Source organism: Bacteroides sp., from assembly GCA_036351255.1.
Classification (GTDB): Bacteria; Bacteroidota; Bacteroidia; order Bacteroidales; family UBA7960; genus UBA7960.
Map to the genome: position 1 here is coordinate 1 of JAZBOS010000042.1, position 22,080 is coordinate 22,080.

Here is a 22,080-nt window from a genome sequence, read left to right on the forward strand (position 1 = left end):
GATCCAGCAGCCCGTAAAGGATGTCGACGGTGATGTTGACCAGCACGAGCATGACGGAGATGAGCAGCACGGCGCCCATCACCACGGGGAAGTCGTAGGTTTCGAGGGCGCTGACGATGACCACGCCGATGCCTTTCCAGTCGAAGACATATTCGACGAAAACGGCCCCTGCCATCAGGGAGGCGAACCATCCCGAGATGGCGGTGATAACGGGGTTCATGGCGTTGCGCAGGGCGTGGCGGGTGATGACGCGCCATAGGCTGAGGCCCTTGGCACGGGCGGTGCGGATGTAGTCCTGGGCCATGACCTGCTGGAGGGAACTGCGCGTCAGCTCGGTGACCACGGCCAGGGGTCGTATGCCCAGGGTGAGGGCAGGCAGGATGAGGTTCTTCCACTGGATATATTCGCCGCGCCCGAAGTCATCGACGGCATAGAGGCTGCCAGTCATGTTGAGGCCGGTAAGGTCGCCCAGCACGAAGGCAAAGAGCCAGGCGATGAGGATGGCGGCAAAGAAAGAGGGTAAGGACATGCCCAGCACCGAGAACACCATGATGACCCGCCCCATGGCGGGGCTGTCGTTTACCACCGACACCACACCCAGGGCGATGCCCAGCAGCATGGCAAAGACGATGGCCACAGCGGCCAGCAGCAGGGTGTTGGGAAAGGCCTCGGCCAGGATAGAGGTCACCGGGCGGTTGCTCTGGTAGCTGCGACGCAGGTAGGGCTTTTTCAGCACCAGGGAATACTTTCCGGCTGAAACCAGTTTTGCGGCATCATATTTTTCTTTATCCAGGTAGAAAAAGCTTTCAGGTTCCTGTTGGTTGTGAACGGAAATGGGTGAGAGGTCGTTGAGGTAGTTGAGGTATTGCATCATGACAGGCCGGTCGAGGCCCAGTTCACGCTGTATGGCTTCCACCGAGGCCATATCGGCGCGCTGCCCCAGCATCATCCGTGCGGGGTCGCCGGGCAGAACTGTAAAAAGGAAAAACACGACGGTGACCACCCCCAGGAACACCCACAGGCCATACCACAAACGCCTGGCTATGAATCGCAGCACCGTTTTTTCCTTTGTTTATAAAGGTTTCAGTCGTTCTTTCCTTCGAGTTCGAGCTTGATAAGCGCAAACACGGCATAGTTGATGATGTCGTAGAGGTTGGCATCGACCCCTTCCGACACGAAGGTCTTGCCCTCGTTGTCTTCGATCTGCTTGACGCGCAGGAGCTTCATCAGGATGATGTCGGCCAGTGAGGAGACGCGCATCTCGCGCCAGGCCTCGCTGTAGTCGTGGTTCTTGTCATGCATCAGGCTGCGGGCCTTCTCGAAGTATTCGCCCCATTTGGCGGCGGCTTCGCCAGCTGGCAGGTCGGCCTGGTCGGCGGCGCCCTTCTCGAGCTGGATGAGCCCCATCACCGCATAGTTGACGATGCCCACAAATTCGGGGGCGATCCCTTCCAGTATTTTTTGTGTACCTTTGCGTTGCAGCGAGCGGATGCGCTGGGCCTTGATGTAGATCTGGTCGGTTAGCGAGGCGGGCCTCAGCACGCGCCAGGCCGTGCCATAATCCTGCATCTTGCCGGTGAAAACCTCAAGGCAGATCTGTTTGATTGCATCGTATTGCTGATCGGTTTTTGATACTGAGCCCATAGTGCGTTCGTTCATTCATTAAAAGTTTCAGAAGGAAGGATGGCGAAAGATACGTTTTTCTGCCCAAAGAAAACCCTGAACCTCCGGGGCAAAATTATAAATTTATCCTCACCACTGGTGATGGGAATCGTGAATATTACGCCCGATTCTTTTTACGACGGGGGAAAATACAGCACGACCTGGGATGTGGTGAAGCATGCCGAGCGCCTGCTGGATGAGGGGGCGCACATCCTCGACCTGGGGGCTGCCTCGAGCCGTCCGGGCTCGGGCCTGATTGATCCGGGGGAAGAGCAGGAGCGCCTGCTGCCGGTCATCAAAGCCATTTTGCGGCGCTTCCCCGATACGCTGCTGTCGGTCGACACTTATAACTCAGAAACCGCCTTGCTGGCAGTGGAAGCCGGTGCCCATATGATCAATGACATCTCGGCAGGCAATATCGATCCTGCGATGTTCGACACCATCGCCCGTCTGCAGGTGCCTTACGTGATGATGCATATGCAGGGCACCCCGGCTACTATGCAGCAGAAACCGGTGTATAAGGACCTTATCAAAGAGATTTCCCTGTTTTTTGCTGAAAGGATACAACGCCTGAATGCCCTGGGGGTAAACGACATCATCATCGATCCGGGCTTTGGCTTTGGCAAGACCGTTGAACACAACTACCAGCTATTGAATCAGCTTGACTTTTTCCGTGTCTTCGAGCTGCCACTGCTGGTGGGTGTTTCGCGCAAGTCGATGATCACCCGGGTGCTTGGTAACAGCCCTGCAGAAGCCCTGAACGGCACCACGGCCATCAACACCCTGGCCCTGCTCAAAGGGGCAAATATCCTCAGGGTCCATGATGTACGTGAGGCCGTGGAAGCCATTAAAATCATTGAAATGTTGAAAAGTCAGAATGAAATCGCTTAATTTTATCCGGTAAAAACCCTGTTTATGCCCTTTTTAGCCGCCTCTTCCTTTCTGCAGGTACGCCTGCTCGACCTCCTCGACATCCTGCTGGTGGCCATCCTGCTCTACCAGTTATACCTGCTGATCCGGGGGACAGGGGCTTTAAATATTTTCCTGGGCATACTCTCTATTTACGTCATCTGGTGGCTGGTACGCATCTTCGAGATGGAGCTGCTGACGGCCATCCTGGGGCAGTTTATCAGCGTGGGGGTGCTGGCCCTGATCATCGTCTTCCAGCCCGAGATCCGCAAGTTTTTGTTGGTGCTGGGCACCCGCAGCTTTCTGAATCGCAATCCCAAAGGCATCTTCAGACGGCTTTGGCAGATGGACGAGAGCACCAAACTGAATGTTTCGGCCATTGTCAATGTCTGCCAGCGCTTTGCTGAGAGCAAAACCGGCGCCCTGATGGTGCTCACCCACGAGAATGACCTGGCCTTCTTTGTGGAGACGGGAGAGCTGATCGACGCCCGGATCTCAGAACAACTGCTGGAGAACATCTTTTTCAAGAACAGCCCCTTGCACGACGGTGCGGTGATCATCACCAACAACCGCATCCGGGCGGCACGCTGTGTTTTGCCTGTCAGTGAAAGCCGCGAGTTTCCCTCCAACCTGGGGCTGCGTCACCGCGCCGCAGCAGGCATCACGGCACAGTCGGATGCCATCGCCGTCATTGTCAGCGAACAAACCGGCAGGATTTCGTGGACCAAGGGCGGAGAGATCAGGCGCAATGTCAAGCCTGTGCAGCTTAGGGAGTTCCTCGCCATGGAGTTTGGTCTGCTGTCGAAGGAAAAACACACCAAAGCGGCCCAGGAAAAAGAAGAGGAACAAGTTCATTAGCCGGCTTATCCGCCATCATCCTCATTCATCATTGAGCAAATAGCCCAGGATTGACTCCAAATCTTCAGGATCCATCCAGCGGGCATCGGGATAGCGCCTGAACCAGGTGATCTGCCGTTTTGCATAGCGGCGGGTATTGGTTTTGATGCGGGTGATGGCTTCCCTGAGGGGATATGTGCCCGACAGCCACTGAAAGATTTCTTTGTAACCCACGGTATTCAGGGCGTTGAGGTGTCGCAGCCTGAAGAACTGCAGGGCTTCCTCTACCATGCCTTCGGCAATCATCTGGTCGACACGGCGGTTGATGCGGTCGAACAGCACTTCGCGTGGCCGGTCGAGGACCACCGTTTTGACGCGGAAAGGCCGGGGCTTGGGGGTTTGGGTGCGCAGGACAGAAAATTTCTGCCCGGTTTGCAGGAATACCTCGATGGCACGTTTCATCCGGTTGGGGTTGGCCAGGTCGACCTGCAGATAAAACCCGGGGTCGATTTGTTTGAGCCAGCGCCTGAGGCCTTCGAGGCCCTCCTGACGATACACGCTGTCGACCTGCTGGCGGATGTCAGGTTCGGCGCCGGGTAAATCGTCGAAGCCGCGGCAGATGGCATCGATATACAAGCCAGAGCCCCCGGTAAGCACCACATAGGGATGGGTAAGAAACAGGGTTTCGATCATAGCCAGGGCTTCCTGTTCGTAGCGGGAAACGTTGTAATCATCGCAGATGGAGAGATGGCCGGTGAGATGATGTTTCACCCGGGCAAGTTCATCGGGCGCAGGTGCTGCGGTGCCGATACGCAACTCTTTGTAAAACTGCCGGGCATCGGCAGAAACGATTTCCGTTTGCAGATGCCCGGCAATGTCTATACTCAAGCTGGTTTTGCCCACCCCGGTAGGCCCGGCGATGACCACCAGGGTCTTGTCTGTATTAATCTTCGCCGAAGTCCTCAAAGCTCCCGCCTCCTTCTTCATCCAGGAAGTCATCGCCTTCAAGCGACTTCAGATCTTCCGGGTCAATCTGATCCTCCTCAAAGCCGAACTCAAGGCCCAGGTCTGGACCTGAAAGCTGATGAGCCTTGGCGGTAAGCTCGCGGGGCACCTCGCCCAGGGATTTGGCGATGCGCGGATAGCTCTGTTTGGGATCAGCCGGCAATATTTTGAGCAGTTCCAGGTAAAACGTCCAGTAGTTCAGGTAGTCGTAAACATAGAGAAGCCTCTGGTGGGGATCGTCGATGTAATCACTCAGGACGGCATCCTTCATCACCAGCATTTTTTCTTCTTCCTCCTCATCGAAAGTCTCTGGCTTTTCTTCAGGGCTCATATCGATCAGGGATATCTCGCGCTTCTTGCGAAAGCGGTAATCGGTAATGAAGAAAGAAGAAAGCGTATTCTCTTCCAGCCCAAGATTCCCCACAATGGCTTTGTGAAAATCCTCGAAGTTCTGGTCAGAGCCTACCTCAATCTCCCGGGCAAAATCATCCTGCTCCTCAAATGTCAGTCTAAAGCGGTAAATGTGCATATCCGTATAAAATTCCCGGTTCCCCCAATCGGGAACCTATCCTAAGACAAATTTAACTATTTTGTGGCTTTCAGTGGTTCCAGACCCAATTTTTTTCCTTCATTAAGCATCAAATCCCATGCTGCGTCCCTTTCGTTGGGGATGTCGCCTTCGAGGATGGCCTCGCGGATGGCAGTCTTGATGATTCCCACCTCGCGTGATGGTTTCAGGCCAAAGGTTTTCATGATGTCGTCGCCAGTCACCGGGGGCTGCCAGTTGCGGATGCGGTCCTTTTCCTCTATCTCGCTGAGCTTGCTGCGCACGAGTTCAAAGTTCTGAAGGTATTGTTTCACCTTGCGGGCGTTGCCCGAGGTGATGTCGGCCTCGCAGAGCAACATCAGGTCGTCGATGTCATCGCCGGCTTCAAACAGGAGTCGGCGCACAGCCGAGTCGGTGACAATGCTTTCGCTAAGGACAATGGGCCTGAGGTGCAGGAGTACCAGCTTCTGCACATATTTCATCTTCTCGTTGAGGGGGAGCTTCAGTTTGCGAAAGATCTGGGGCACCATTTTGCTGCCCAGGAACTCATGGCCGTGAAAGGTCCATCCTACATCGGGGTCAAAACGCTTGGTGGGAGGTTTGGCGATGTCGTGGAGCAGGGCAGCCCAGCGCAGCCAGAGGTCATTGGTTTTGGAAGCCAGGTTATCGAGCACCTGCAGTGTATGCAAGAGGTTGTCCTTGTGGGCCTTGCCGTTGATCATTTCCACGCCTTTCAGGGCATCGAGTTCAGGAAAGAAATGGGGCAGCAAGCCTGATTTGTGTACCTGCAATAGGCCCTTGCCAGGCGCCGGGGTAAGCATAATCTTGTTGAATTCGTCCATCACCCGCTCGATGGAGACGATGCGGATGCGATGGGCATAGCGCTGAATGGCGGCAAAGGACTCGGGCTCAATCTCAAAACCGAGCTGTGCAGCAAAACGCAGGGCGCGCATCATACGCAGAGGGTCGTCGGAATAGGTGAGGTCGGGATCCAGGGGAGTACGAATGGTTTTAGCCTTAAGATCTTCTTGCCCGCCGAAGGGGTCGAGCAGGGTACCGTAATCGTCCGCGTTTAGGCTGATGGCCATGGCGTTGATGGTGAAGTCGCGGCGTTTCATGTCGTCGTCGAGGTTACCGTCTTCTACGACAGGTTTGCGCGAACTCATACGGTAAGATTCGCGGCGCGCCCCGACAAATTCTACCTCCCAGTCGCCCCAGCGCAGCATCGCAGTGCCGAAATTCTTAAAGACCTTGAGTTTATTTCCCTGCCCTGCTTTTTCGGCCACCCTGGAAGCCAGTTCGATGCCGCTGCCTACCACGACAATATCGATGTCCTTCGATTCGCGGTGCAGCAAGAGATCTCTCACCCAACCTCCCACCACATAGGCCGGGCAGCCCATCTCAGCCGCAGTTTCTGAAACGACCTGGAAAACGGGATGTGCCAGTTTTTTTTTCAAAAAAGATTAATTTCTGAGTATCTGAATCTCACCATCCTTGTTTATACGGACCATGGTTGAAGGTTTCGGGCGGTTGACACGATTCTGGTTGGTCTTCACAACATAATCAACTCCTTCCAGGATTTCCTTTTCGATTTTACTGAACGAAAGGGGGTTGGGGTCGCCCGAACGGTTTGCCGAAGTGGAGGTAATGGGTTTGCCAAATGCGTGCAGTAAGTCCTGGCAGAACGCATCGCGGGGAATGCGAACGGCAATCGTGTGGTCAGCAGCCATCACATTCTTTGCCAGATTGCGTGCATTGGAATAGATAATGGTCAGGGGCTCGGTGATACTGGCGATCAGGTCAATGGCCAACTCAGGGAGATCCCCGACATACTCCCTTAACATCTCCACCGATTCCACCAGCACAATGAGCGATCTTTCCTTTCCGCGGCCTTTCAGCTTATAGACCTTCTCGGCAGCTTTGGCGTTGGTGGCATCACAACCGATGCCCCAAATGGTATCAGTGGGATACAAAATGGTACCCCCGAGATTCAACACTTCAACGATTTTTTTTATTTCTTCTTCCATAATGTAATGGGAAATGCACCCTGCATCCCGGCATCAAAAACCAATGCTATTTTCGGGGAATTCCCATAGGCAAAGTTACAAAAACCCAAAGGATTATTTCAAGGCGTTGACAATATTAAAATCGGCTGAAAGAATAGCAAAAGAAAGCACAGGGGATAAAATTTTTTGTAAATAATTGGGTTATTTTTGTAAACGTTCCATTTCCCCCTAACCTATGCTGCGAAGCGTCTTCACCAAACAGGAGCACGAAAGCGTACATGACCTGATCCTGTTTTATCTGTTATGCCTAATGGTGATCGCAATGCCTACTTCCATTTACTTTGTGAGTGTGGCACAAATCCTGATGGGCGTCAACTGGCTGGCAGAAGGCCATTACAGAGAAAAGATATTGCGCTTTGCTCACAACCGTCCTGCGGTGATCTTCAGCCTGATATACGTGGTTTACCTGATGGGGCTGTTATGGACCAAAGACCTTTCTTATGGGATTGAGTATGACATGAAAAACAAGCTACCCCTGTTCACCCTGACGTTCTTGCTTGCCTCCAGCCGTCCGCTTTCGGCAAACAGGTGGAACCAGGCCGTCATAGCTTTTTCGCTCACGGTGCTGGTCACCTCAGTCATTGGCTTTATCCTGTATCTGACTCGCGATTTTATGGATCCGCGGTCCATTTCCCCCTTCGAGTCACACGTTTATTTCAGCATGATGGTGGTACTGACCATCTTCTTGCTGCCATGGCTGGTATGGCGTATGACATCGGAACGGCTATGGCGGAGCCTTTCGCTACTAATCTCTGGCTGGCTGTTGTTTTACCTGTTTCTGCTGAGTTCCATCACTGGCCTGCTTTGCCTGGCGGGGGTAGTGGCCTTTTTGCTGCTGCGCGAGGTCTTCAGGGGTCAGGTACTTACAAGGCGCATGCTGGCAGCCCTGGCCATTGCAGGCGTTATGGCGGCCGGCATCCTCCTGCTGCTCTGGGTCATGAAACCGCTGACCCTTCACTTTGACCCGGAGGAAGAAGCCCTGTCGGCAAGGACCGAAGCGGGCAATACTTACCGACACGACCTTGAAAACCAGCAAAGGGAAAACGGATACCTGGTTTATCATTTCATTGCTGAGGATGAGATCGGCCCGGCCTGGGATGAACGCAGCCAAATTCCCGTTGACAGTCTGGACCGGAGGGGGCAGCCCCTGAAAGCCACCTTGTACCGCTTCCTGTCGTCGAAGGGGCTGAAGAAGGACCGTGCTGGGATTCTTTCGCTGAGCGATGAAGAAGTCCGGGCCATCGAGCACGGGGTGCCCAACCACCTGTACATGGGCTGGCCCCACGTTTTCACGCGTCTGCACCAAAGCGCCTGGGAAGTGATGGAATACCAGCGGACGGGTAACCCGAGCGGACATACCTTCACCCAAAGGCTGGAGCTATGGAAGGCTTCGGTGGTTGCCTTTAAACAACATCCCCTTCTGGGATGGGGCACTGGTGATGTTTTCATGGCAATGGATTACGGGCTGAGAACCATAGACTCACAACTGGACAATTTCAGGATGAAGCCTCATAACCAATTCCTGATCCTGTTACTGATGGCAGGAGTATTTGGAACGATTGCAGTATTCGCCCTTTATTTTTGGTTTATTCGCAGCACCCGGGCCAGCCGATTCCTGCCCTTCAACCTGTTCCTGGTAATCATGCTGGTGGCGATGCTGGGCAACAACCCCTTGGACGCCCAGATCGGGTTAAGCTTCTTTGTGTTCTTTTCCCTGTTCTTCGGGCTATTTTATGAAGAAAAGAAAGCCTGCAAAAAAGAAACAGCAGAAAGAAAATAATCCTCCCTCCTGCTTATTGCAAAACAACCAAGATTAAAATTTTCAAATTTAAACAGCCACGTTGTACTGGCGAAGGGCGTCGTTGAGGCTGGTTTTGCGGTCGGTGCTTTCCTTACGTTTCCCGATGATGAGGGCACAGGGCACCTGATAGGTCCCCGCGGCAAATTGTTTAGGAAGGGTTCCCGGGATCACCACAGAACGGGCAGGCACGCGGCCAACATATTCCACAGGTTGTTCGCCACTGACATCGATTATTTTGGTAGAAGCCGTCAGCACCACATTGGCACCCAGCACGGCCTCCTTTTCCACGCATACGCCTTCAACAACAATGCAACGCGAACCGATGAAGCAATCGTCCTCGATGATGACCGGGGCGGCCTGAACGGGTTCGAGCACGCCCCCGATACCCACGCCCCCGCTGAGGTGCACGTGACTCCCGATCTGCGCGCAGCTGCCCACCGTAGCCCAGGTATCGACCATGGTGCCGCGCCCCACGTAGGCGCCGATGTTCACATAGGAAGGCATCATGATCACGTCAGGGGCCAGATAAGCGCCATAGCGTGCAATGGCGTGGGGAACCACCCGAACCCCCAATTCCTTGTAGCCTTTTTTCAGAGGGATCTTGTCGTGGAACTCAAAAGGGCCTGCCTCGATGGTCTCCATCTTCCTGAGGGGGAAATAGAGGATAACGGCCTTCTTGACCCAGTCGCTGACCAGCCACTGTCCATCGGCTGGTTCGGCCACCCTTAGTTTGCCTTTATCCAGCAGTTCAATCACGGCAGCCACCGCGTCAGCGGTGGCCTTGGTTTTCAGTTCTTCCCGGTTTTCCCAGGCTTTTTCAATAATGCTCCTCAGTTCCTTGTATTGCTCCATCATTGTTTTCATCAAGTTCCACAGCAAAGGTAATCATTTGGCGGGAGCCCCTAATCTATCTTAAGCACCCAGACATGTTCACCGCTGTCTTTCATCCGTGCAGGAATACTGACTTCCAGGTCCTCTCCCTTCTTTTCGAACCTAAGTGAACGCTGATTGGCCATCAAGGTCACCCTGCCGACATCCCTGCTGCCGGCCCTTTCAATGCGAACCGGCTCTTCGGGAAAATCAAACAAAAAGACATACAAGGTTTCATTGTCCTTGCTACGTGTGAAGCGGATCCTGTCTCCCTGCGAGAACACCTCAAAGGGCCGGGTGGCATAGATGGCCTCGCCATTGACCTTCATCCACTGCCCGATTTTCTCCAGACGGTCGTAGGCTTCGGTGTCCAGAGTACCATCAGGGGCAGGTCCAATGTTCAGCAGGTAATTGCCCCCCTTGCTGACGATGTCCACCAGTTTCTCGATCAGGTCATTGGGGCTTTTATAAACATCGTTAGGCGTATAGCTCCAGCTGTTGGCCATGGTCATGCATGTCTCCCAGGGATAAGGCAGGCCTTCGTTAGGGATATGCTGCTCAGGGGTGAGGTAGTTCTGATGGATGCCCTGCACAGCGCGGTCGACCATCAGCAGCCCGGGTTGTTTCTCGCGGGCCTTACGGACGATCTCTGGCATATTTACATCCTGGTTCTGGGGGTTGCGGACATAGCGGCTGCCCTCGTATTCAATGAGCATTTCCTCGCGCAGCTCCGCATTGGATTTAGGTTGCACCCATCCTCCATCGAGCCACAGGATATCCACCCGCCCGTAATCGCTCATCAGCTCGTCGATCTGGTTGTGGATATATTCCACAAACTGCTGCCAGCGTTGCGGGTGCTTGTCAACGGAATAGTTGACGTTGCGGTCGGAAGGCGGGAAATGTGGCCACCAGTAATATTGGCTGTGCCAGTCGGGCTTGGAGAAATAGGCGCCGGTCCAGAAGCCCTCTGCACGGAATGCCTTGAAAATCTCTGCGGTCACATTGCTGCGGGGATGCGTTGAAAAAGGGGTATTCGGGCTGGTGATTTTGTAGTCTGTATGTTTTGAATCGAACATGCAAAAACCGTCGTGGTGCTTGGTGGTGAAGACTACGTATTTCATCCCGGCGTCACGGGCTGCAGCAGCCCAGCGCTCAGGATCAAAATGAATGGGGTTGAAGGTGTTTTGCAGGGCTTCGTATTGCTTCACATAATCGAAATAGTTATCCGCCACCCCTTCCTTTCTACCGCCGGAGGCCCAGCTGAGATCCTCAGGGCAAATGGACCAGCTCTCGACGATGCCCCACTGGCTGTATGGCCCCCAGTGCATCAGCAGGCCAAATTTCAGGTCTTGCCACTCTTCCAGGCGTTCAGCAATGGCAGGATCGGGGTCCGGGAAATATTGCTGACTTTGTGAAAAACCCAGAGTGCTTATTAGCACCACAATCGCCAGCATCAAGAATCTTCTCTTCATGTCCATCCTCCTGATTGATCTAACAATTCATAAATCGAATAATTTATCTTAACGGACGCCTGCCCATATGGAATACCAGTTCCCCGCCATCCACAATTTCCTGATGCCTGATGTAATGTCGGTTTAATGGCTTGCCATTAAGGGTGATCTTCCGTATGTAGACATTCTCTGCTGACTGGTTGACTGTACGGACAGAAAACACCTTGCCATTCTCCAGAGGGATGGTGGCAGAGACCACCGAGGGGCTTCCAAAGACATATTGGTCGCTGCCTGGCAGCACGGGGTAAAAGCCCAGGGCGTTGAAGATGTACCAGGCGCTCATCTGCCCAAAGTCGTCATTGCCACCCAGACCATCGGGGGCAGGGCGGTACATCAGCGGGCCAATCATCCGCACCCTTTCCTGGGTCTTCCAGGGCTCATCTGTCCAGTGATACAGGAAAGGGATGTGATGAGAAGGCTCGTTGCCATGCACATAATTTCCGATGATGCCTTCGCGGGTGACGTCTTCGGTTTGCTCAAAGTAATGGTCAGGAAGTGTCATCGTAAAAAGCTCGTCGAGGTAAGCGGCGAACTTTTTCGTGCCGCCCTTCAGACTGACCAGCCCCTCCAGGTTGTGTGGCACATAAAGGCCATAGTTCCAGGCGTTGCCTTCAATAAATCCTTGTCCATGGGTATCGAGAGGATCGAAGTCCTTCAAAAAGGAGCCATCACTATGTCTTGGACGCATAAAGCCGGTTTTTGGGTCAAACAGATTTTTATAGTTATCCGAACGGGCCATAAACTCCTCATAGATATCCATGCGACCCAGCGACTCTGCCATCTGGGCGATGCACCAGTCGTTGTAAGCAAATTCAAGGGTCTTGGAAGCCGAATTGCTGCTTTTGTCCTCCGGTACAAAACCCAGTTCCATATACCAGGGCAAGGCATCGTAATATTGATTGCGTGCTGTGTTCACACAGGCTTCGAGGGCCAGATCAGGATCGAAGCCACCAATGCCCTTGGCAAGGGCATCGGCAATCACCGATACACTGTGGTAACCGATCATGCACCAGTTCTCGTTGGCATAATGCGACCATATGGGCAGCATCTTGTGGACACTCTGATCGTAATGGGCGAGCATCGAACGGATCATATCGCGGTTTCGGGAGGGCTGCAGGATGTTGAACAGTGGGTGAAGGGCGCGGTAAGTGTCCCAAAGAGAAAAAGAAGTATAGTTGATAAAGCCGTCCGCCTGATGGATTTCCTGGTCCAGTCCCTTGTAACGGCCATCGACATCCATGTATTCGGTGGGTCCCAGAAAGGAGTGGTAGAGTGAGGTATAGAAGTTCACCTTTTCGCCTTCCGTAAGGGTTTCAACCTGGACCTTATTCAGCTCTTCACTCCAGCGAACCTGTCCCTGTTTCTTCACCCGGTCGAAGTCCCAGTGCGGGGCCTCAGCCTGCATATTGTGCAAAGCGCCGCTAGCACTAACGGGGGAGATGGCCACTTTCACAAGTAGTTGTTCACCCTCCTGCATCTCAAAGTCGAAATGGCCCCTGAGTTCGCGGGCAGCCGCTTCAGGAAAGATGCTTGTCTGGTCAAACCTTCGCCAGAAGCCCACATAGGGTTCTTTTTTAGCCTGGTGGAAACCATATTCCCTGAAAGGCTTGGAAAAGGCCATTGCAAAGTAAACGGTACGTGTGCGGGCCCAGCCGGTGGTCATCCGGTATCCGGTCACAAGGGTATCATTCTCTACCCGCAGGAAGGTCCACACATTCTTGCCCTCATAGGGATAAATGCCGTGTACCATGTCGAGGATGAGGTGTGCCTGATTGGTGGCCGGGAAGGTATATCGGTGCATACCCACGCGGGTGGTGGTGGTCAGCTCGGCCAGCACATGGTAATCGTCGAGCAGTACACGGTAATAATTGGGTTCAGCTGCTTCGTTTTCTTTGGAATAGGCCGAGCGGTATCCGCTGGCGGGCTTATCGGCAGTGCCCGGGTTAAGTTTCAGTTCGCCCACGGTGGGCATGAGCAGGATGTCGCCCAGGTCGGAATGTCCCGTGCCGCTGAAATGCGTATGGCTGAATCCCACGATGGTGGGATCATCATACTGATATCCGGCGCAATAGGCATAAACGCCGGGGATATATTGCCCGTCCTGGTCATACATCGGGATGGTGTCGGTATCGGGACTCAATTGCACCGCCCCAAAGGGCACCGTGGCGCCGGGATAGGTGTGTCCCATCTTTTGTGTTCCGATGAAGGGATTCACATAGGGAAGCAGGTTTTCCATCTCCGTGGTCTGTGCCATGGTCGGGGAAAATATTAGGAAAGCCAAAAGAGGAAGGATGAAGGAGTATTTTTTCATTTCTTGCCAATTACGAGCATTTCATAGTCTTCGGTAGTCAGTTTGTCATCGCGGCTGAAAGCGCCCAGGGTGGCACCATAGATATCAATTTCCTGGAAGCCAAGAGATTTCAGCAACCAGGTGATCTCGGAGGGGACATAATACCGTTCATTGCAGTCGAGTTCGAGGGGGTTTCCGTCATCGTCTCTCACAGTGGTGATATTGTGTTCGCGAAAGGTCATCAGGTCAAAGCTGAGTCCATCATAAGTGGCTTTGCCCTCTTCGGTGTTTTTGTCCATAAATTCCTTCACGGAATGAAAGAGGGGAAACAGCCCGTTGAGGGTGGTAAAAATGAATTTCCCACTTGGTTTGAGGGCACGGGTGGCGCTCTGAAGAATCAGGAAGTTCATCTCGTCGGTCTCCATCAGGGGAAATCCTCCTTCGCAAATCATGATGACCATATCGAATTCCTGATCAAAACCAAGGTTGCGGGCATCCATTTTCCGGAAGTCGATGTCGAGGCCTTCTGCCTGTGCCTTTTCTTGCGCCCTTTGCAGTTGGTTTTCCGAAAGGTCGATTCCGGTCACCCGGTAGCCACGTTTGGTAAGCTCAATGGAATGCCGGCCAGTCCCGCAGCCGACATCCAGGATGCGAAGGTTCTTGTCAAAACCGGCTTCCTTTTCAATAAAATCACATTCGCCTTGGGTGCCAAAGACAAAGGACTCATTGTCGTAAGTCTTTCCGTAGTTTGCAAAAAGTTCTTCGTACCAGGGCTTTTTCTCTGAATCTTTCATCATATCATTTTTTTCTTTAAAATACTGACACGTCATAAGGTTTTGTCATGCCAGGTCAAGAAAAACATGGAAAAACGTCACCGATTGATTTCTTCAAAAATGACACGCAGCAGGGTTTCTTCATGATCTCCAAAATACTGCCAGAACATTATGCCTTTCAGACCTTTGTCATTGACAAACTCCGCCTTTCTTTTCAGGGATTCCGGGTCCTCAAAGGTGATGAAAATCCGTCCTTCAGGGTTCCATAGAAAGGGTGCCGCCGCGCTGGTATCCCGGAGGGGCCTGAATGCGGGATCGGACAAAAAATCCCTTACGATGCTGTTGTAATTCAGGTTAGTACCTGATAGGCCAATGGCAGGCTGGCCCAGACCGTTGTTTTCAAGCGAGACTTCGCGCCAGCCGCGTCCGTAAAAAGCCACCCCAATTAGTAACTTTTCGGCAGGTACGCCTGTTTCAATAAATAAGTCAACACTTCCCTCCACCGACATGGCATTGGCATCAAATGCAGGCCTGTGCAGGTTGGTATGGTGACCAGTACTATTGTCCCATTCGCCCGTAAAGTCGTATGTCATGATATTGATAAAGTCGAGGTAATCAGCCGCCACATCCATTTCGGTATGTTCCAGGTATCCGGAAAAAGCTGCCGCAGCGATGGTCAGCAAATAATGTTTTTTATTGCCGCCCAGCTCATCAAGGGCTTGCCTGCATTCACTCAGCAGGGCAGTAAAGTTCTCTTTGTCTTCGGGCCGGTGAATGTTATTGTTTCCTGGAAGGCCGGGATATTCCCAGTCGAGATCAAGCCCATCGAGCTCATGTTTTTTTAGAAAATCGACTGCACTTTGAATAAAAATGGCACGGTTTTTGGCCGTCATTGCCATATCGGAAAAGTTCCCAGACCAACCCCAGCCTCCTACGGAGATGAGCAGTTTCAGATGTGGATGCTGTTCCCTGACCTTGCGAAGAACGGCAAAATTTATACTGTCAGTGGGATAGCCTTCCACCATCTTTCCATCGATGATATTGGCAAAAGCGAAGTTGATGTGCGTGAGCAGGGCGCCATTGACTTCCGATTCGTCCATGACCCGGTCTCCCGGAAAAACGTACCCAACAATGAACCTTTTTTCACCAGGTTCAGTTGATTTCTCTGTCTTATGCAAGCCACAGGCAGCAAGGATTGCGATGAACAGTAAGGCCAGGATGTAAGTAATACTTCTCACGGTAAAGGATTATTTGTGGTTTGAAAACAACCAGGGGAGCAGCTCCGGTTCCTTGAAGGCAAAATCCCAGGCATTGTGTCCAACGCCGGGGTAAAGGGTTAGTTTTACTGTTACACCGGCTTTCAGGTAGGCAGTCAACATTTCTACTGACAGTTCAGGAGGAACCACCGGATCCTCCTCTCCGTGGAAAGCCCAGACGTTGACATCGCTGACCTTTTCGTTGATCATTTCCGGATTACCTCCGCCACAGATGGGAAATGCGGCGGCAAATAATTCTGGCATGCGGTAAAGCAGTTCAAAGGTACCCATACCACCCATTGACAACCCGCCCACATAAACCCGCTGCTTATCGACCCAGTCCTCCCTGAGCAAAGATTCGAGCAAACCGATGGTTAATCTCATAGGTTGAGTTGGCTCGCCGGAAGGGTCAAAAGAAAAAGTGCGCTTGCCCTGATCATTCATTCCAAACCCGACACCGGCCCAGTAAGAATCATCGGCACATTGAGGGAACACCACTACGGCAGGGAAATTAGTTCGGTTCTCATCCGATGCAAAAAATTCTGAACCGTGGACCAATTGCTTTTCGTTGTCAGCACCCCGTTCACCAGCCCCGTGAAGAAATAAGATCAAAGGGTAATTTCCATCCACATCAAAGTTTTCCGGGAACAGGATGCGGTAAGGCAAGGTATCGTTTTCGGAAATAAAGATTTCCGGTTTATACAAGACTGATGGCTGCGCAATAGATCCCATTAAGGAAAACAATAATAAAGCGGGCAAAAGGATTTTTTTCATTCGGATTAATTTTGAAGGTTTTTGATCTGTGAGCCTGTCAAAATTAACCAATTTCAGAAACAATTAATGCTGCCAGCTTATCAATGCCGTTTTTACATCCCTTGAGTTGCCACCGACCATGATGATAAACTCCCCTGGCTCCCAGTCGTATTCGAGCTGGGCATTGTAAAACTTAAGGTCTTCAGGAGTAAGTGTAAAAGATATAACACGGGTTTCCCCTGCTTTCAGGAATATCTTTTGAAAGCCTTTGAGTTCTTTCACAGGCCGTGTGACGCTGCCCACAATGTCGCGGACATAGAGTTGAACCACCTCTGCCCCATCATATAGCCCTTCGTTGGTAAGGGAAATGGAGACCTGAAGCTCCTCTTCCCCATTCAGTTCAGTTTTGTCCAGTTTCATGTCCCCATACGTGAATTTAGAATAACTGAGGCCAAAACCAAAGGGATATAATGGCTCGTTGGTGACATCAAGGTAATTCGTGCGGAATTTCCTGAACCAAGGCGTTTCCCCCAGCGGTCTACCGGTGTTTTTATGGTTATAATAGATGGGCACCTGGCCAAGTTTTTGAGGAAAGGTGGATGGGAGTTTTCCGGAAGGGTTGACATCGCCGAAGATCACATCGGCAATTGCATTTCCTGCCTGGGTGCCTCCGAACCAGACGTTCAGAATGGCAGGGATGTTTTCGTGTTCCCAGGTTATGGTTAGCGGTCGCCCGGTAAATAACACGAGTATGATAGGTTTACCTGTTTCTGAGAGGTCCCGGAGCAGGGCTTGCTGCCCCTCGGGAAGGTTGATATCCGTTCTGCTGGCACTTTCACCGCTCATCTCGGCAGGTTCACCCACCACTGCCACGATGACATCACTCTTAAGGGCTGCTGCGACAGCCTCGGCTCTCATCTGTTCAGCAGTTCGGGTCGAATCGAAGGTAATTATCCCCCTGGTGGCGGTACGGCGATCGAGGTCAGGATCGTCAACAAGGTTGCTACCTTTGGCATAGAGAATTTCAGCCCTGTCTCCCAGGACCTGATGGAAACCTTCAATAACGGTAACCGATTGATCGTGGTTGACGCCAACACTCCATGTTCCTGCCATATTTTGACGGCTGTTGGCCAGGGGACCGATCAGGGCGATGGTACCCTTCTTCTGTAGGGGTAAAAGCTGATCTTCATTTTTCAATAGCACAAAAGTTTCGGCAGCGGTTTCCCGGGCCACTTGAAGGTGCTCTGGTGTAAATATCTGGGTTTGTGCACGCCCGGTGTCACAATAACGATAAGGATCTTCAAAAAGGCCCAGTTTATATTTTGCTTCAAGGATCCTTCGGCAGGCTATGTTGATTTGCCCTTCATTGACTATCCCTTTTTCAAGGGAACTAGTAAGAGTTTTCAAGAAGCTTTCACCGACCATATCCAAATCCACCCCGGCATTCAATGCCAATGCTGAAACCGTTTGCAAGTCACCCATTCCGTGTTCCATCATTTCCATGATGGAGGTGTAATCGGAAACCACAAATCCCCCAAATCCCCATTGGTTGCGAAGCACCTCAGTCATCAGCCAGCGGTTTCCGGAGGCAGGTATCCCATTCACCTCATTGAAAGCAGTCATGACGCTGCCAGCCCCAGCTTCTATTGCCGATTTAAAAGGTGGAAAATAATCGTTGTACATACGGATTTGGCTCATATCAACCGTATTGTAATCCAGTCCGGCTTCGGCTGCTCCGTATAAGGCAAAGTGCTTGGCACATGAGAGCATCGTATTGTGAAAGGCGAGGTCCTCTCCCTGGTAGCCATGCACAAAGGCTTCAGCAAAACGAGAGGCCAGGTAGGGGTCTTCTCCCGGGCTCTCGGCAATACGTCCCCAACGCGGGTCGCGGGTGATATCCAACATTGGAGAAAATGTCCAGCTGATGCCGTCGGCCGTAGCTTCAATAGCAGAAATGCGGGCGATTTGCCGGATCAGGTCCATATCGAAGCTGGCAGCCAGCCCAAGTGGAATCGGAAAGCCTGTTTTGTAGCCGTGTATGACATCCAGGCCAAACAAAAGGGGGATTCCCAACCTGCTTTCTTCCACAGCCACCCTTTGCATCTCACGAATCTTTTCCGGGGACCGCACATTGAATATAGCACCCACCTTCCCTTCCTGTATCCTGGTGCCAATCACTGATGCCCTGGCTTCCCCTGTAACGATCCCTTCATAACCAGGCAAAAGGTTCAGTTGGCCAATCTTTTCTTCCAGGGTCATTTGTTTCAACAGGGAATCCAGGAAGTCATTCATTGCGGGTTGGTTGTTTTCGGGCTCCCCAAGATTACATGCAAACAACAGAAGAGAAAAAGCAAGAAGGGCTATCAGTTTAATTTTCATAGGCAAAGTAAGATTTTCAAAAAAAGGAAGGTTTTCTAAAATTTCTGGTTGAAAACCTTAGTCCTTTCACTGACATTACATTTTTATCTCAAGTATATTTCCTGATGATTGCAGCAATTCCACCAAATTTTCAATCCGAATAACAGCCCCACCCTTACGGTACTGGTTGTCTTCCCTGGAGAAAGAAATCTCCTTGCCGTTGAGTCTGATGGTTTGTGGGCCGCAGCAATCCGTGGTAATTCGGTAACGGATCTGAATGTCACGGCTCATTAGTTTTAGCGAGGCTGACAAGCCGTTAAAGGAAAGGGGCATTACGGGGTCAAGAATGAGGTTCCCGGAATCGATCCGGATGCCCAGCAACCTGGAAACGATGATTCCTATAAAAATCCCAGGTCCGCTGGAGTAGACTCTCCAGCCGCCCCTGAAGGTCCATTTCCCGGTGTGTATCTCATGGTAACGTTCATCAGCTTCATAGCGGCTTTTGAAAATAATGTCAGAGCTACTGTAATAGCAGTTCGACTGCCTGGTATCGCCTTGGGGGACGACCTTCCGGTAACCTACCGGGATAGCTTGGCGGAGGGCCTTTACAAAGGCTTCTGCCCTACCTGTCCTGGCCAGTGATTCGGCATAACGAATATGTTCGTGAATATACATCAGGCCTATTTCCCTACCGAAAAAGGTGCTGCTCTCAGCCCGTTGGAAAAGGGTCTGTACCCCGCCACTATACTTCAGCGGACGGTCCATTAATCTGGCGCCATCGGGGCCTTTTAGATGCTTTTCAATTATTTCTTGATGATGTTCTGCTTGTTCCCTGGTAAAGATCCCGCTGATCACACCCCGTTCCATGGGGAGGATACTATAATGAATGCCGGTCTTCTTGTCGGTTGGGTGCAGGAGCACACTGATGCTTCCATCAGGTTCCAGCAGTCCATAACCTGCCACAATGCCATCCTTCACCAGGTGCCGATTAAAATCAGAACGGATCCTTTCACAGATTTTTCGGAGGAAATCCGCCTGCCCAAGGTCTCCTGATCTTTCCAGAACTCCTGCCCATTGCATAAATGCCTGATAGTTCATTTCGACTGTCCAGGAAGAGATCATGCGGGCTGCCAGTTCCTCGCTGACAGGCTGTAGAGAGTCGTTCCAGTCACCTCCCCCGAAGGGGACTAAGGCCTTGCCTGGAATAAAAGAGGCCATAATCAATTTGACCAGTCGGTCGAGGTGCTCTTTCAGAGGCGTACTTTCAGCGTGTTTACTACCCTTTTCGTGGTAATACGGCAAAACCTCCCCAAGAAAATCAAAGTCACCCGTAACATCAATGTATTGTGCCAGAGCAATGATGGTCCAGTAAATGATATCGCCGTGGGCTTCATGGGCTCGGATGTTATTGTAGCTGTCGAACATCCACCACTGTGGCCAACCACCATCAGGGTTTTGATTAGAAAAAATGGTGCACAGCAATTGACGGGCTGCATCTGTTCTGCCAAGATTGAGCAACAGATCGACAGGACCCTGAGAAACATCACGCGTTCCCCATGCAGCACCCCCGAATTGCTCCAGTCCGTATGGGGTGAGGTAGTGTGTCAAGGCATTCATCCCAAACCAGGGAAGAATCTCACTGATGGCAAGGATATCCTGCTGATCACTTTTGAGGTTCAGGCCCAAAGAAAGGTCTTTCCATGCCTCTCTGGCTTTGAGGCAGTCCTTTGCAAATTGCTGATCAGCATCTTCAAATAACACTAATGTGGCAGGCTTAACAACTTCCCCAATAATACTCATTGAAAAGGCTGAAGATTCCTTCACTTCAAAAACAAAAAGATCCTGGCAGGTGCGCTTTCCATCCAGGCGGAGTAATTCATCATTTCCTGCTGAAATCTTTTGATCCTTGCCCTGGACAATCATCCTGAATTGTGCCCTTGGAAACTTCTCAGCCATCAGACTTGCTAGTCCAGGTTTGAGGATGTATTGAAAAGGTTGTTCAGCCTGATTGGTTTGCCAGTTAATCCCATCCTCAAAATGATGGGAAACAAGGATGCAAGGCTTATCTCCATTGATTACCCTAAAGTCCAGATTCACCTGGGGGCTATTTGGTGAGGTCCAGCTGCGGACCTGAAAAACCTGATGGTCTGATTTGTAAATCCACCGGCAATGATTAAGGCCCATTTCGAATGCAGAAGGAACTCCAAGCAGGGAATAGTTTTCCCCCTGCTTGATAAAAATTCTTTGTCCAGCTTCAGAAGCCTGGTTAAACTGATTGGAGTAAATGGAAAATAATACGTTGAAATTGGTATTACCCTGGGTCAGGTGTGCATTGAAGATCCCACAAGCAAATGGATTGGTAGACATAATGCTTTCATCAGGCAGGAGGCCAGCATTGGCTTGCATGATGTGTCCGTGGGGACGGTCAGTACGGATTTCCTTGGCTTTTAGGACTACATGATCAGCGTCACCTTTAAAGAAAGAAAGTAACTGTCCGTTTTCCCATTCGGCATGCCTTCTTTCACTACCAAAGAATTCATTCACATCTTCTTCGGTCAGGTCATCAACCGGTAAATAGGTTGGTGCATCAAAATAACTGCAGGAAGGGTTTCTCCAGTCTCCTTCACCAGTTTCAAAAGCAATATTTCCCTTTTCAGGAAAAACATTTCTTAACCTGACCAAGTCTTTTAAGGAGGTAGCCTCAGGATGGTCTTCGATATAAGATGCTAAAAAAATACTAAAATGTTTTTGTCCTGGTTTCAAAACAAAGGGTCTTTCCTGTAAAGCCAACACCGAAGATTCTCCGGCGTATTCACCTCCCAGCCTTTTGGTCAGTAATCCTTCTGGAATTCCTGTTTCACGAAAAGTTTTCCCAAAGAACTGCATCCCATCAACACTTGCAGCTTCAGCCCCATTGTTGCAAGCGAGCATCAGCCAGGGGTGACCCACCGACTGTTTCATATTTTGACGACAGCAAATAACCGGTCCATAATGCTCATCTTCAAGCACCAGACGTTCAATATACTGGCTTACATAATATTCATTGACCGTGCCAGCCTGGGCATCCCTTAATCCAGCGTCTTGAATAAAAAACAGATCGATTTCAACTTCCTTTTCATTATGGTTGCGAATGCTTACCACCCACTGCCATTCTGTTTTATTCTGAGCCAGGGCCATGGTGCATTGGTATTCCAAACCTTCCCATTGTCCGCGAGAAAAATACTTGTTGTTTTCAAGTTTAAACTGGCTTTTGCTTTCAGGCCCGGTGAGTGCTGTAAATGTGTATGGCTTTTTTCGGTTTCGCAGATACAGACTTGTACCTGAACGTGCATAAAGGCTTGTCTTTCTCAGGTTGACTCTAACTTTTCCTGTTTTAATACTTTCTACAGAGCCATTTTCAAGGAATCCGACAGACAGGCCGACATCATTGCTGATTTTCATT

17 protein-coding genes are annotated in these 22,080 nt (G+C 51.3%); 3 read left to right on the forward strand and 14 right to left on the reverse strand.

All coding sequences use genetic code 11. From position 1 onward, the window contains the following. The coding region (locus V2I46_03685) for an ABC transporter permease (GenBank protein ID MEE4176591.1) at positions 1-1,057 on the reverse strand (1,057 nt) is incomplete at its 3' end. Positions 1,058-1,083: 26 nt separating this feature from the next. Further along, positions 1,084-1,659 carry a DUF1599 domain-containing protein gene (locus V2I46_03690; protein ID MEE4176592.1) on the reverse strand — a complete coding sequence of 192 codons (576 nt, stop codon included), beginning with the start codon at positions 1,657-1,659 and terminating at the stop codon, positions 1,084-1,086. Between the two features lie 24 nt (positions 1,660-1,683). On the opposite strand from V2I46_03690, the gene folP reads away from it, so the two are divergent. Both folP and cdaA read left to right on the forward strand, forming a co-directional pair. Then, the gene (gene folP, locus V2I46_03695; protein ID MEE4176593.1) at positions 1,684-2,553 is read left to right on the forward strand and encodes a dihydropteroate synthase; all 870 of its coding nucleotides are present in this window, start codon (positions 1,684-1,686) and stop codon (positions 2,551-2,553) included. 24 nt (positions 2,554-2,577) lie between these two features. Next, positions 2,578-3,429, forward strand: a complete 852-nt coding sequence (gene cdaA, locus V2I46_03700) for a diadenylate cyclase CdaA (protein ID MEE4176594.1) — start codon at positions 2,578-2,580, stop codon at positions 3,427-3,429. 21 nt (positions 3,430-3,450) lie between these two features. Here the strand turns inward: cdaA and miaA are convergent, their stop codons facing one another. The 4 genes from miaA to V2I46_03720 all read right to left on the reverse strand — a co-directional run bounded on the left by miaA (position 3,451) and on the right by V2I46_03720 (position 6,987). Then, positions 3,451-4,395 (reverse strand): tRNA (adenosine(37)-N6)-dimethylallyltransferase MiaA, encoded by a 945-nt coding sequence (gene miaA / locus V2I46_03705; GenBank protein ID MEE4176595.1) that lies wholly within the window; start codon positions 4,393-4,395, stop codon positions 3,451-3,453. Further along, a complete protein-coding gene (locus V2I46_03710) occupies positions 4,352-4,942 on the reverse strand; it encodes a hypothetical protein (GenBank protein ID MEE4176596.1) in 591 nt (196 codons plus the stop codon). Before V2I46_03710 ends, miaA begins: the two co-directional genes overlap by 44 nt. Positions 4,943-4,998: 56 nt before the next feature. Next, the gene (locus V2I46_03715) at positions 4,999-6,360 is read right to left on the reverse strand and encodes an HD domain-containing protein (protein ID MEE4176597.1); all 1,362 of its coding nucleotides are present in this window, start codon (positions 6,358-6,360) and stop codon (positions 4,999-5,001) included. Positions 6,361-6,423: 63 nt separating this feature from the next. Further along, on the reverse strand, positions 6,424-6,987 hold the full coding sequence (locus V2I46_03720; GenBank protein ID MEE4176598.1) for an L-threonylcarbamoyladenylate synthase: 564 nt from the start codon (positions 6,985-6,987) through the stop codon (positions 6,424-6,426). Between the two features lie 214 nt (positions 6,988-7,201). On the opposite strand from V2I46_03720, the gene V2I46_03725 reads away from it, so the two are divergent. Further along, on the forward strand, positions 7,202-8,806 hold the full coding sequence (locus V2I46_03725) for an O-antigen ligase family protein (GenBank protein ID MEE4176599.1): 1,605 nt from the start codon (positions 7,202-7,204) through the stop codon (positions 8,804-8,806). A gap of 48 nt (positions 8,807-8,854) precedes the next feature. Here V2I46_03725 and V2I46_03730 read toward each other — a convergent pair whose 3' ends face one another. From V2I46_03730 to V2I46_03765, 8 genes are all read right to left on the reverse strand, one after another. Continuing rightward, positions 8,855-9,682: a 2,3,4,5-tetrahydropyridine-2,6-dicarboxylate N-succinyltransferase gene (locus V2I46_03730; GenBank protein ID MEE4176600.1), complete on the reverse strand. Its 828-nt coding sequence runs from the start codon at positions 9,680-9,682 to the stop codon at positions 8,855-8,857. A gap of 47 nt (positions 9,683-9,729) precedes the next feature. Further along, on the reverse strand, positions 9,730-11,169 hold the full coding sequence (locus V2I46_03735; protein MEE4176601.1) for an alpha-L-fucosidase: 1,440 nt from the start codon (positions 11,167-11,169) through the stop codon (positions 9,730-9,732). A gap of 43 nt (positions 11,170-11,212) precedes the next feature. Next, entirely contained in the window at positions 11,213-13,519 is a 2,307-nt protein-coding gene (locus V2I46_03740) for a GH92 family glycosyl hydrolase (protein MEE4176602.1), read from the reverse strand. After that, entirely contained in the window at positions 13,516-14,295 is a 780-nt protein-coding gene (locus V2I46_03745; protein ID MEE4176603.1) for a class I SAM-dependent methyltransferase, read from the reverse strand. Before V2I46_03745 ends, V2I46_03740 begins: the two co-directional genes overlap by 4 nt. 74 nt (positions 14,296-14,369) lie before the next feature. After that, positions 14,370-15,509, reverse strand: coding sequence for a glycoside hydrolase family 18 protein (locus V2I46_03750; GenBank protein ID MEE4176604.1), 1,140 nt, complete (start codon positions 15,507-15,509; stop codon positions 14,370-14,372). A gap of 9 nt (positions 15,510-15,518) precedes the next feature. Next, complete coding sequence (locus V2I46_03755; protein ID MEE4176605.1) at positions 15,519-16,301, reverse strand: dienelactone hydrolase family protein; 783 nt, start codon at positions 16,299-16,301, stop codon at positions 15,519-15,521. Positions 16,302-16,364: 63 nt separating this feature from the next. Then, on the reverse strand, positions 16,365-18,659 hold the full coding sequence (gene bglX, locus V2I46_03760) for a beta-glucosidase BglX (protein MEE4176606.1): 2,295 nt from the start codon (positions 18,657-18,659) through the stop codon (positions 16,365-16,367). A gap of 75 nt (positions 18,660-18,734) precedes the next feature. Continuing rightward, complete coding sequence (locus tag V2I46_03765; protein ID MEE4176607.1) at positions 18,735-22,079, reverse strand: hypothetical protein; 3,345 nt, start codon at positions 22,077-22,079, stop codon at positions 18,735-18,737. Position 22,080 lies beyond the last annotated feature (1 nt).

Excerpts from the sequence above, each read along its gene's own strand:
- V2I46_03690 (MEE4176592.1), bottom strand. The coding sequence starts at position 1,659 with ATGAACGAACGCACTATGGGCTCAGTATCAAAAACCGATCAGCAATAC.
- folP (MEE4176593.1), top strand. The coding sequence starts at position 1,684 with ATGGCGAAAGATACGTTTTTCTGCCCAAAGAAAACCCTGAACCTCCGG.
- cdaA (MEE4176594.1), top strand. The coding sequence starts at position 2,578 with ATGCCCTTTTTAGCCGCCTCTTCCTTTCTGCAGGTACGCCTGCTCGAC.
- miaA (MEE4176595.1), bottom strand. The coding sequence starts at position 4,395 with ATGAAGAAGGAGGCGGGAGCTTTGAGGACTTCGGCGAAGATTAATACA.
- V2I46_03710 (MEE4176596.1), bottom strand. The coding sequence starts at position 4,942 with ATGCACATTTACCGCTTTAGACTGACATTTGAGGAGCAGGATGATTTT.
- V2I46_03715 (MEE4176597.1), bottom strand. The coding sequence starts at position 6,360 with ATGGGCTGCCCGGCCTATGTGGTGGGAGGTTGGGTGAGAGATCTCTTG.
- V2I46_03720 (MEE4176598.1), bottom strand. The coding sequence starts at position 6,987 with ATGGAAGAAGAAATAAAAAAAATCGTTGAAGTGTTGAATCTCGGGGGT.
- V2I46_03725 (MEE4176599.1), top strand. The coding sequence starts at position 7,202 with ATGCTGCGAAGCGTCTTCACCAAACAGGAGCACGAAAGCGTACATGAC.
- V2I46_03730 (MEE4176600.1), bottom strand. The coding sequence starts at position 9,682 with ATGATGGAGCAATACAAGGAACTGAGGAGCATTATTGAAAAAGCCTGG.
- V2I46_03735 (MEE4176601.1), bottom strand. The coding sequence starts at position 11,169 with ATGAAGAGAAGATTCTTGATGCTGGCGATTGTGGTGCTAATAAGCACT.
- V2I46_03740 (MEE4176602.1), bottom strand. The coding sequence starts at position 13,519 with ATGAAAAAATACTCCTTCATCCTTCCTCTTTTGGCTTTCCTAATATTT.
- V2I46_03745 (MEE4176603.1), bottom strand. The coding sequence starts at position 14,295 with ATGATGAAAGATTCAGAGAAAAAGCCCTGGTACGAAGAACTTTTTGCA.
- V2I46_03755 (MEE4176605.1), bottom strand. The coding sequence starts at position 16,301 with ATGAAAAAAATCCTTTTGCCCGCTTTATTATTGTTTTCCTTAATGGGA.
- bglX (MEE4176606.1), bottom strand. The coding sequence starts at position 18,659 with ATGAAAATTAAACTGATAGCCCTTCTTGCTTTTTCTCTTCTGTTGTTT.
- V2I46_03765 (MEE4176607.1), bottom strand. The coding sequence starts at position 22,079 with ATGAAAATCAGCAATGATGTCGGCCTGTCTGTCGGATTCCTTGAAAAT.